8 protein-coding genes and 1 pseudogene are annotated in these 10,279 nt (G+C 68.0%); 7 read left to right on the top strand and 2 right to left on the bottom strand.

Annotated elements, in window-relative coordinates; all coding sequences use genetic code 11:
* On the bottom strand, window positions 1-459 hold a 459-nt coding region (locus ABEA30_RS01695; protein ID WP_345578031.1), incomplete at its 3' end, for a transposase.
* Window positions 460-637: 178 nt separating this feature from the next.
* Here ABEA30_RS01695 and ABEA30_RS01690 point away from each other — a divergent pair.
* The 4 genes and pseudogenes from ABEA30_RS01690 to ABEA30_RS01675 all read left to right on the top strand — a co-directional run.
* Window positions 638-1,648 (top strand): annotated as a pseudogene (locus tag ABEA30_RS01690) (glycoside hydrolase family 3 protein); the annotation flags it as partial.
* A 401-nt stretch (window positions 1,649-2,049) separates the two neighbouring features.
* Window positions 2,050-2,952 carry a glycoside hydrolase family 3 C-terminal domain-containing protein gene (locus ABEA30_RS01685; protein ID WP_345578028.1) on the top strand — a complete coding sequence of 301 codons (903 nt, stop codon included), beginning with the start codon at window positions 2,050-2,052 and terminating at the stop codon, window positions 2,950-2,952.
* Window positions 2,953-2,956: 4 nt separating this feature from the next.
* A complete protein-coding gene (locus ABEA30_RS01680) occupies window positions 2,957-3,955 on the top strand; it encodes an acetylxylan esterase (protein ID WP_345578025.1) in 999 nt (332 codons plus the stop codon).
* A gap of 222 nt (window positions 3,956-4,177) precedes the next feature.
* On the top strand, window positions 4,178-4,987 hold the full coding sequence (locus tag ABEA30_RS01675) for a hypothetical protein (RefSeq protein ID WP_345578022.1): 810 nt from the start codon (window positions 4,178-4,180) through the stop codon (window positions 4,985-4,987).
* A gap of 74 nt (window positions 4,988-5,061) precedes the next feature.
* Here ABEA30_RS01675 and ABEA30_RS01670 read toward each other — a convergent pair whose 3' ends face one another.
* Window positions 5,062-5,625: a DinB family protein gene (locus tag ABEA30_RS01670; RefSeq protein ID WP_182762487.1), complete on the bottom strand. Its 564-nt coding sequence runs from the start codon at window positions 5,623-5,625 to the stop codon at window positions 5,062-5,064.
* A gap of 128 nt (window positions 5,626-5,753) precedes the next feature.
* Here ABEA30_RS01670 and ABEA30_RS01665 point away from each other — a divergent pair, with 128 nt between their 5' ends.
* The 3 genes from ABEA30_RS01665 to ABEA30_RS01655 all read left to right on the top strand — a co-directional run bounded on the left by ABEA30_RS01665 (window position 5,754) and on the right by ABEA30_RS01655 (window position 10,263).
* Window positions 5,754-7,112: a hypothetical protein gene (locus ABEA30_RS01665; RefSeq protein ID WP_345578015.1), complete on the top strand. Its 1,359-nt coding sequence runs from the start codon at window positions 5,754-5,756 to the stop codon at window positions 7,110-7,112.
* 199 nt (window positions 7,113-7,311) lie between these two features.
* Complete coding sequence (locus ABEA30_RS01660; RefSeq protein ID WP_345578012.1) at window positions 7,312-9,753, top strand: glycoside hydrolase family 3 N-terminal domain-containing protein; 2,442 nt, start codon at window positions 7,312-7,314, stop codon at window positions 9,751-9,753.
* 99 nt (window positions 9,754-9,852) lie between these two features.
* On the top strand, window positions 9,853-10,263 hold the full coding sequence (locus tag ABEA30_RS01655) for a hypothetical protein (RefSeq protein WP_345578009.1): 411 nt from the start codon (window positions 9,853-9,855) through the stop codon (window positions 10,261-10,263).
* Window positions 10,264-10,279 lie beyond the last annotated feature (16 nt).

Raw genomic sequence — 10,279 nt, 5'->3', positions numbered from 1 at the left:
GGCATCGACATCCAACACGACCGTCTCACCCAGATCGGTCCCGGCGACCTTCGAAGCCAGAACCCCGCCAGTAGCTGTCAGCTGGGACCACACGTGGCGCCGGACCCGGGCCCGGGCCGTGGCGATCTTCCTCCGCCTGGCGTCGGTGACCTCATCCAACGCACGCCACACCGTCGGAGCAGACGCAACCGGCCCCAAGATCTGCCTCTGGTGGCGCAGGACGTCGATGTCGGAGATCGCCTCGCCGCCGTCGGCGAGTAGCACCGCGACATCGGTCAGTACCTGGCCACGGTCATGCACAGAGGGGATGAACGAACGCCGGGCCATCGCCGTCGACAGGGCTCCGGTCAGGCCGGTGTTCTCGGCCAGCATCCTCAGCCCGATGCTGCCGGCGTGGGCGATCACCGCGCCGCCATCGCCGGTCACGGACATACCGGTGGACCACGAAGTACGCTTCACCTACGGAGTGCCTTCCGCTTCAGGGGTTTTGAACAGTCGCATGTCCAAGTATCCCGTAGTCAGAAGGCACTCCGGCCTATCTGCAGCACGCGTCGCTCACTCCGCCATGAACGATCGAGGCTAAGTGCACGATGTCAAACGTTTTCGGTAACGTTTTCGTAACCGACTCACTCACTCGATGACGATGGAGCACCACATGAACCCCTGGGCAAACACCGAACACCCCCTTGACGAGAGGGTGGACGCCCTGCTCGACGAGATGACGCTCGCCGAGATGGCCGGCCAGCTCGGCGCCTTCTGGCCCCGGCCGAAGGAGCGCGCGGAGGGCGGCGGCGAGGTCGCCCCCATGGAGTCTGTGATGTCGAGCGGCGAGTTCGAGGAGGTCAGCCGCGACGGCTTGGGCCACCTCACCCGCGTGTTCGGCAGCGCGCCCGTCTCAGTGGAGGAGGGGGTGGGGAACCTGGCCAGCTTCCAGAGCCGGGTCGTCGAGCACTCCCGCTTCGACATCCCCGCCATCGCGCACGAGGAGTGCCTGACCGGGCTCACCGCGTGGCGCGCCACCGTCTACCCCGCGGCCATCGCATGGGGCGCGACGTTCGACCCGGCGCTCATCGAGGAGATGGCCTCGGCCATCGGGCAGGACATGGCCGCGCTCGGGGTCCACCAGGGCCTGTCGCCGCTGCTCGACGTGGTGCGCGACTACCGCTGGGGCCGCGTCGAGGAGACCATCGGCGAAGACCCCATGCTGGTGGGCACCGTCGGCACCGCCTACGTGAAGGGTTTGCAGGGCGCGGGCGTCCTCGCCACGCTCAAGCACTTCGTGGGCTACTCCGCCTCCCGCGCCGGCCGCAACCACGCGCCGGTCAGCATCGGCACGCGTGAGATCGAGGACATCCTGCTGCCCCCGTTCGAGATGGCGGTCCGCGAGGGCAAGGTGGCCAGCGTGATGAACTCCTACTCGGACCTCGACGGGGTGCCCGCCGCCGCCAGCCGCCACCTGCTGACGCACGTGCTGCGCGAACGCTGGGGCTTCGAGGGCACCGTCGTGTCCGACTACTGGTCCGTGAGCTTCCTCCAGGCGATGCACCGCGTCGTCGACGACCTGACCGAGGCCGGCGCGCTCAGCCTGCACGCGGGCATGGACGTGGAACTGCCCGAGACCGGCGCGTTCGGGCACCTCGAGGAAGCCGTCGAGCGCGGCATCCTCACCGAATCGGACATCCGCCAGGCCGCCCGCCGCGTGTTGCGCCAGAAGATCCAGCTGGGTCTGCTCGACGAGGGCTGGGACCCGGCCACGGCCGGCGCTGCCGTCGACCTCGACAGCCGGCGCAACCGCGACATCGCCCGCCGCGTGGCGGAAGAATCCATCGTGCTGCTCGCCAACGACCAGAACCTGCTGCCGCTCCAGGCGAAGAGCATCGCGTTGGTCGGCCCCACCGCCGACGACGCGCTGACCTTCCTCGGCTGCTACTCCTTCCCGAACCACGTCATGCAGCGCCATCCCGACATGGAGATGGGACTGGACATGCTGTCGTTGGCCGACGCCGTGCGCGCGGAGTTCGCGGGGCTGAGGTCGCCGTCGAGCGGGGCGTGCCCATCCTCGAGCCCGACACCTCCGGGATCGCCGCCGCGGTGGAGGCCGCCAGGAACGCCGAGGTCGCCGTCGTGGCCGTCGGCGACAAGGCCGGCATGTTCGGCCACGGCACCTCCGGCGAGGGCTGCGACGCCGTCGACCTCCGCCTCCCCGGCGCCCAGGCCGACCTCGTCGAGGCCGTCCTCGCCACCGGCACCCCGACGGTGCTGCTGGTGGTCTCGGGTCGCCCCTACTCGCTCGGCGCGTTCGCGGACCGGGCGGCCGCCATCGTCCAGGCCTTCATGCCCGGCGCCGAGGGCGGCATGGCGATGGCGGGGGTGCTGTCCGGCCGCGTGAATCCCACCGGCAAGCTGCCCGTCGGCATCCCGAACCATCCGGGTGGCCAGCCCGGCACCTACATCGCGCCCCCGCTGGGCTGGTTCTCCGACGGCGTGTCCAACCTGGACCCGCGGCCGCTGTTCCCGTTCGGCCACGGCAGCTCCTACACGTCCTTCGAGATCTCCGATCTCCAGCTCTCCGCCAGCGAGGTGCCCGTCGACGGCGAGCTCACTGTCACCGCCACCGTCGCCAACACCGGCGACAGGGCGGGCGCCGAGGTCGTCCAGGTGTACCTCTCGGACCGCACCGGCCAGGTGGTGCGCCCGCTGAAGCAGTTGGTCGCCTATGCGAAGGTCCCGCTGGAGGCGGGGGAGTCGCGGACGGTCACGTTCGGCCTGCACGCGGATCTGATGAGCTTCACGGGGCTGGCCAAGACCCGCATCGTCGAGCCCGGCGCCATGGAGGTCAAGGTGGGTGCGAGCAGCGAGGACACGCCGCTCGTCGGCGCCTTCACCCTCACAGGCGCGGTGCGCGAAGTGGGCGAGGGTCGTGTCCTGGTCCCGTCGATCTCCCTAGGCTGATCCCATGGCATTCTTCGACCTCACTCCCGCCGAGCTGGCCACCTACGCGCCTGAACTCGACGAGCCTGCCGATTTCGACCAGTTCTGGGCCCGCACGTTCGAGGAGCACGGCTCCGGCCCGCTCGACTTCACCTGCGAACCCGTCGAGACGCACCTCGCTGTACTGGACGCGTTCGAGGTGAGTTGGCTCGGCTTCGACGGCCACCGGGTCTACGGGTGGCTCGCGCTGCCCCGGGGCATCGAGGGGCCGCTGCCCGCCGTCGTGCAGTACACCGGGTACTCCATGGGCCGCGGCATGCCGTTCGAGAACATCCACTTCGCCGTCGGAGGGTACGCGCAGTTCGTGATCGACGCGCGCGGTCAGGGATGGCGCAACGGCAGCCCCAAGCCGGGCAGCGAGGACCCGGGGCTGCGGACGTCGGGCAGCGTGCCCGGCTTCATGACCGCCGGCGTCCTGGATCCGGAGGGCTACTACTACCGTCGCCTGTTCGTCGACGCCGTGCGGTTGGCCGAGGCCGCCGCCGGCCACGAGCGGGTGGATGCCGACCGGTTGTTCATCACCGGCGGCAGCCAGGGCGGCGCCATGGCGCTGGCGGTGGCCGGGTTGGCTCGGCACCGGGGCGTGCGGATCGCCGGGTGCGCGGCCGACGTGCCGTTCATGTCGCACTTCCGCCGGGCCATCGGGCTGACCGACGCCTACCCGTACAAGGAGGTCGCCGACTACCTGGCGGCCTACCCGCAGCGGGCCGAGCAGGTGATGCGCACGCTGTCGTACTTCGACATGATGTCGATGGCCGCGCGGGCGGAGTCGCCTGGGCTGTTCTCGGTGGCGCTGATGGACCAGATCACCCCGCCGTCGACGGTGTACGCCGCCTACCACCACTACGCGGGCGACAAATCCATCGAGGTGTACCCCTTCAACGGCCACGAGGGCGGCGGCGGGTACCAGGTGGAGCGGATCCACCGGTGGCTGGCTGCACTTGATGAGGGTCTGTCTCGGTGAGCGGTGTTGTCTGAGGACGCTGAGGTGTTGTCCGTTCCCGGTCCGGTGTTGTCCGTTCGCTCGAAACACTGGCCGTTGCTCCGACGGCGCGCTCAAGGTGGGCGTATGCGACCCCGACAGTCTCTCCCCCCACCCCTCCGGCGCCTCGCTGACGACCAATCGGGCGTACTCACCACCGCGCAACTGACCGACGGAGGGCTCAGCCAGGATGTGATCTCGCGCATGGCGCGAGACTGGCACCGCGTCGCCCAAGGTCTGTACCTGCTCGACCCGCCGTCGTTCCTCGGCGCGGCCTGGGCGGGCGTTCTCCGGGGCGGCGCTGACGCGGCGGTCGGTGGCCGGGCGGCCGGATTCCTGCACGGCGTGGTCCGCGACGAGCCCTCGGACGTGACCATCTGGGCGCCGCGCGAGCACCTGGGGTTCGCCGTCGGCGAGTGGAGCGTGCGGTTCCGGAGGTCCAGCCGTCGCGGGCGTCTCACCCCGCGGCGCACCAGCGTCGAAGAGACGCTGCTGGACATCGCTGACGAAGCAGACGAGAACGAGGCCGTCTCGGCCGTGGCTCGTGCCTTCGCGCAGAAGAAGACGACACCGGGGCGCGTCCTGGCGACGGTGGGGAAGCGGAGGGCCGTCCGGCACAGGGCTGTGCTGGAGGAATTGTCGACGGCCGCTGGGAGGGGCATCGAGTCGGCCCTCGAGTGGCAGTTCCACCGGAAGGTGCTGCAGGCCCACGGACTGCCGCTGCCTGACAGGCAGGTCCAGCGCGAGGCGGGCCGCGTCGACGGCAGGTACGAGGAATACGGCCTCATCCTCGAACTGGACGGTAAGCGTGACCACGGCAACTGGTCCCGCGACATGCGCCGCGACAACGCCAACATCGTGGACGACGACAGCCGCACGCTCCGTTACGGCTGGCACAACACCAATGACGAGCCTTGTGGAGCGGCAACCCAGGTGGCGACCCTCCTGCGTCGCGGCGGTTGGTCAGAGCAGATGCAGCGGTGCCCCGCCTGTCCGGCCGTCGAGACCCAGTGAAATGGAGTGCGGACCTATCGGGTGACTTCACCCGATAGGTCCGCACTCCAAAAGAACCCTGGCCCGCCGCGGGCTCAGTGAACGATGGGAGCCCAGTTCGGATCGCGCCCGATCAGCGCCGCGAGACGCTCCTCAGGAGTGTGTGACTCGTCCAGCACGACGGGGGTGCCGAACTCGCCCGAAGCGCCCAGCGCCTCGGCGATGGGCGCCATGCCCTCGACCATCCCGGCGGCCACCTCGGGCTCCCATTCGGCGTCCTGGCCGGAGGCCTTCGCCAGGTCCCAGCGGTGCATGAACAGGTCTGCGAGGTAGAACTGCTCGAGCACCTGGCCGAGCGTCTGGTCGCCCTGGCCGACGTCGATGATGCGGGCCACCTGCTCGTCGTCCTCCACGAGGTTCTGCACGTTGGCGGTGTGCTTCCACCATGCGGCGAGCACGTCGTCCCCGACCTCCACGGTGGGCAGTTCCACTCCGGCGCCGTTGAGCATGCCGGGGAGCCAGCCCATGAGGTGGGCCAGCACGTCGCGGGCGCGCCATTCCTGCACGGGGGTGGGTGCGTCCCAGTCGGTGACGTTGGCCGCAATGGCGGCGAGCTTGCCGGCGAGAGCGGAGTGCTGTTCGGCGATCTGATTGGTCATGCGAAGAAGCCTAGAGGGTGAAACGGCGAAAGCCGGGCGTCGGCCTGTGGACAGTCTGGACAGGGCGCCCCAGGTGACCCCGGACCCAGACAGAATGCCCTCGGATCCGCTAACGAGAGGGAAGATCCATGGTGAAGAAGTTTCTCAGCGCCGCAGCAGCTGCGGTGCTGGCCTTGGGGGGCGCAGTGCTCCACGGGGCGGGCAGGCTCACTGGCACCAGGATGCCCATGAAGTCCATGAAAGCCTGGCTGGGAGCGGTCATCGCCGCGGCCCTGGCCGTGACTGGTCTCGCTTTCAGCTCCCCAGCAGCGCAGGCGACGGCGGGGGAGGAGACCATCAAGCTGTGCGGAGGCGTCCCCACCGACGGCTCCACCTGCTCCATCGCGGTGGACTCCCAATTCCTCACCACCAGCCCGGAGGAGGGCGTCACGCTGCACGTTTCGGTGCGCGGCGTCCCCAACGTGACCGTCTCGCTGAGCGCGATCGTCTACGAGGTGCGCGACGCCGACAACCGGGTGATGTTCGCCCCCCTCTCGGACCCGGTCATGGTCACCCCCAAGAAGGTCAAGGCGACCGACACCGTCGGCGTCGTGCGGGCCAGCCTCAAGACGCGCGCGCTGCCTGGCGAGTACACCTCCCAGGCGACGATCGCGGTGCAGCCCAGCGACTGGCGGCCCGTACGGGGAATGGTGCTCAACTCGGCAGACCGGTACGCAGGAATGGACCGCGTCTCCCTGGTGAGCAAGCGGCCCCGCGACCGCGGCTTCGAGGCAGCCCCCACGAAGGACGGTGCGTTCACGCGCCTGCTGTACAACGCGTCGAGCTCGGGGCGCTACAGCGTGCAGCTCAAGCAGGGCACGAAGTGGGTCCCGCTCGACGTCAACGGGCCAGTCCAGGGCGCCGGCGCCGGCATCACGAAGCTCCGCGGCCAGCTCCCCGTCGGGCTGGTCTCCGGTCGCTACGAGATGCGGGTGGTCAACGTCACCCACGCCGAGACCGGCCTCACCCCTGTCGGCACGCCGCAACAGTTCATGGACTGGCAGCTCGCCATGGACAGCAAGCTGTTCAACGTCTACACCACCCCCGGCACGTGGGACCTCAACGGCCGCAAGTGGAAGACGTCCTGTGAGGCGTACTCGGCCACGGAGCGGTGCCGCACGGAGATCTGGGCCACCCAGATCCTCTACCAGGCGGGCACGTTCAACCGGCTCGACGGGTGGGCGTTCAACAACCTGACGTACAAGCCGTCGCCGCGTGCGTTGTGGAAGGGCAACCCGGTGGGCGGTAACGGCACCGTGGGGTACACCGGTCAGTGGACGGCCGCGGACGGCCGCAAGTGGCGCGTCGAGTGCGACACCGCCACCTCGGGCCGCAACGGTTGCCGCGCGTACGCGATGGCGAAGGTGGCTGAGCCGGTGTCGGCCGGCGCCACCACCTACCGGGTTGTCGACAAGTGGCTCTTCAACAACATCGTCCAGTTCACCTGATCCACCCCGCATCGACGACACCCGGAGCGGCAGCCTGACGGCTGCCGCTCCGGCGCGTTTATGCGCCCCCTCCCGGCCGATTGTGCGCACAGACCGACAGGTTGTGCTCAGGCGGCGAGCGCCTCTCCGGACGGCTGATTGAGTTACTCGCGGTATCACGCGACCACCCGGCCGCGTCCCACTCGACGAGGAGAATTAGATGAAGGTACTTCAGCGTGAGGGTGCAGGGGGGCATCCGATGAAGCGCTCCGCCGTGCGTGTCCTGGCTTTCGCCGGCGTGGCGGCCATGGCTCTTTCGGGCTGCACCGCAGCCCCGGCGCAGCAGGGGACCCAGTCCCCGACACCTTCGGCTGCGCAGTCGGTCAGCGAGACCACCACCACCGGCGACTACACCGAGCGTGAGGTCACCGACGGCACCACGACGTTCATGGTCGTCGACAACCCGGGCGACGGCCCCACCCTGTCGTACGGCGCCGAGAGCGGCATCACGCTGCTCGAGGAGGAGATCGACGGCGAGACCTACGCGTTCAAGGACATGAACGCCAACGGCGAGCTCGACACGTGGGAGGACTGGCGCGTCGAGTCGATCGATCGCGCGACTGACCTTGCCGAGGACCTCTCGATCGAGCAGATCGCGGGTCTGATGCTGTTCAGCGCGCACGAGCGCTCTCCCATCGACGGACTCTCAGATGCGCAGAGGGAGTACCTGACCGACTCCCGGCTTCGCAACGTACTCAACGCCGGCCCCAACGACGTCGCCGCCAACGTCACCTGGGCAAACGAGATGCAAGCCTTCGTTGAAGCACTGGCTAGTGAGGAGGAGCCCTATGTGCCGGTGAACTTCAGTTCCGATCCGCGCACTACCGCAGGTGCCGCCGGCTACAACGCAGAAGGCGACATCTCGCGTTGGCCCTCGAACCTGGGCCTCGCCGCGACGTTCGATATCGAGACGATGCAGGCTTTCGCCTCCCTGACCTCAGCGGAGTACCGTGCACTGGGTATCACCACGGCTCTGAGCCCACAGATCGACCTCGCCAGCGAGCCGCGCTGGCTGCGCGTCGAAGGCACCTTCGGAGAAAACATCGAATGGGCCAGCGAACTTGCTGCCGCCTACGTTGAGGGTTTCCAGGGGACCGCGGGACAAGAGGGCTGGGGTCCCGAGTCTGTGAATACAATGATCAAGCACTGGGCCGGGGATGGCCCAGGCGAGGGCGGTCGTGAGTCGCACCGGCCAGCCGGCAAGTACGGCGTGTACCCTGGCGACAACTTCGAAGGGCACGTCGCTCCCTTCCTCGCTGCACTCGACTCAGCGGCCGTGATGACCTCTTACTCCATCGCACTCGACGGCACCGGCGAGCCGATCCTCGGAGGGGAGCGGGTCGGGACTGCCTACGATCCGATCCGGATGGATCTTCTTCGCGATGAGCATAACTATGAGGGTGTCGTCGTGACCGACTGGGGAGTTACGCGCGACGAGGATCCCGCCACGATCTACACGTCGTGGGGTGTGGAGGACCTCACCATCGAGGAACGCCACTACGAGATCATCAAGACCGGTGTGGACATGTTCGGCGGCAACAATGATGCACAGCCCGTACTCGCCGCCTATGACATGTGGCAGGCGGACTTTGAGGCCGGCAAGAACGAGATCGACGCCGAGACGCGATTCCGTGAGACTGGTGCCCGTGTCCTGAACATGATCTTCCAGCCGGGCCTCTACGAGAACGCCTATCTTGAGCTCGAAGCGTCGCAGAGCGTCGTCGCTAGTGACGACAAGGTCGAGGCGGGCTTCCAGGCGCAGCTTGACTCGGTCGTGATGCTGAAGAACGACGGCGAGACGATTTCGGCGACGGATAGGGCCGAGTGGGCGGATGCGACGGTCTACATTCCCCGTTCCTATGACACGGGCTTCGCGAGCCACCGCGCGCCTGCGGCGTACACCGAGGGTCCTGGACTCACGATCGAGGTGGCCGAGCGCTACTTCGGCACCGTCCTGACCGATGAAGCTGTGTTGGATGAGAACGAACAGGTCGTGACCTACACCGCTCCTGATCTCACCGACGTTGATCTCGTGCTGGTCGGCATGAGCAGCCCCAACAATGGCAACCTTGCCTCGAATGCGGGACTGGACACCGAGGCCGGCGAGTGGTATCCGCTGTCGCTCCAGTACCGTCCCTACACAGCCGATGGGCCGGATGTCCGCCGGACCTCGATCTCCGGCGACATCCTCGATGATGGGACCCGGGAGAACCGGTCCTACTTCGGCAACACCTCGCGGATCGCGAACGAGTCGACCCTCGAAGCCTTCGAGCGGGCCGTGGCTGCGGTTGAGGCAAGCGGCAAGGACATCCCTGTGATTACGGTGCTCAAGGCGATCAACCCGGTCGTCCCATCGGAATTCGAGGATGCGTCTGACGCAATTGTGGTCGGGTTTGGCACCAGCGACCAGGCGCTCATCGAGGTGGCGCTGGGACTCCACGAGCCGCAGGGTCGCCTCCCGATCGCCTTCCCCGCATCCATGGAAGCTGTGGAGGCCCAGTTGGAGGACGTCGGTGAGGACATGGAAGCCTATGTAGATTCTGCGGGCAACATGTACGACTACGGCTTCGGCCTGAACTACGCCGGCCCCATCGCCGGCTGACCAACCACACCGCCCGGGTGGCGGGCCGATCCACTTCGGCCCGCCACCCGTTCCCGGCACCGGGACCCGCCCGGAGCCACAGACGATAAGGAACAAGAAGTGAAGACCAACAAGATTCTGACCACCGGACTCGGCCTCCTGTTCGCGCTGACCGGCGCCCTGGGCGTCACCGCCTGCTCCGCCGGGGACGACGCCGCCGCCCCCGCCGTCAGCGCGCCCGCCGCCAGCGAGGTGGACGTGGCCGAAGACCTGGAGAACGCCCGCCAGACCGTGCTCGAAGCACTCAAGGACGACGACTGGAACCAGGTCATGCTGGCCAGCGACGTCGAGGCCCCCACCGTGAAGTACGGCCTGCTCGTGATGCCCTACACCTTCTCGGAGAAGACCTCCCGCGTGCAGGGGACCATCGAGATCAAGGACGGCAAGTTCACCATCGAAGCCGATTCCGCCGCCGACGACAAGACCTGGCAGATCGACCAGGACGGCGAAATCTCCGAAGTTTCCGAGTAACCGCCCCCACACCTCA

Source organism: Tessaracoccus lubricantis (assembly GCF_039544535.1).
Lineage (GTDB): Bacteria > Actinomycetota > Actinomycetes > Propionibacteriales > Propionibacteriaceae > Arachnia > Arachnia lubricantis.
The sequence above is the reverse complement of the archived record's forward strand: the minus strand, read 5'-3'. Positions and strand labels throughout refer to the sequence as shown.

Bases quoted from the DNA above. Each gene is read 5' to 3' on its own strand.
- ABEA30_RS01680 (WP_345578025.1), top strand. From the start codon at position 2,957: ATGGCATTCTTCGACCTCACTCCCGCCGAGCTGGCCACCTACGCGCCT.
- ABEA30_RS01660 (WP_345578012.1), top strand. From the start codon at position 7,312: ATGAAGGTACTTCAGCGTGAGGGTGCAGGGGGGCATCCGATGAAGCGC.
- ABEA30_RS01665 (WP_345578015.1), top strand. From the start codon at position 5,754: ATGGTGAAGAAGTTTCTCAGCGCCGCAGCAGCTGCGGTGCTGGCCTTG.
- ABEA30_RS01675 (WP_345578022.1), top strand. From the start codon at position 4,178: ATGGCGCGAGACTGGCACCGCGTCGCCCAAGGTCTGTACCTGCTCGAC.
- ABEA30_RS01670 (WP_182762487.1), bottom strand. From the start codon at position 5,625: ATGACCAATCAGATCGCCGAACAGCACTCCGCTCTCGCCGGCAAGCTC.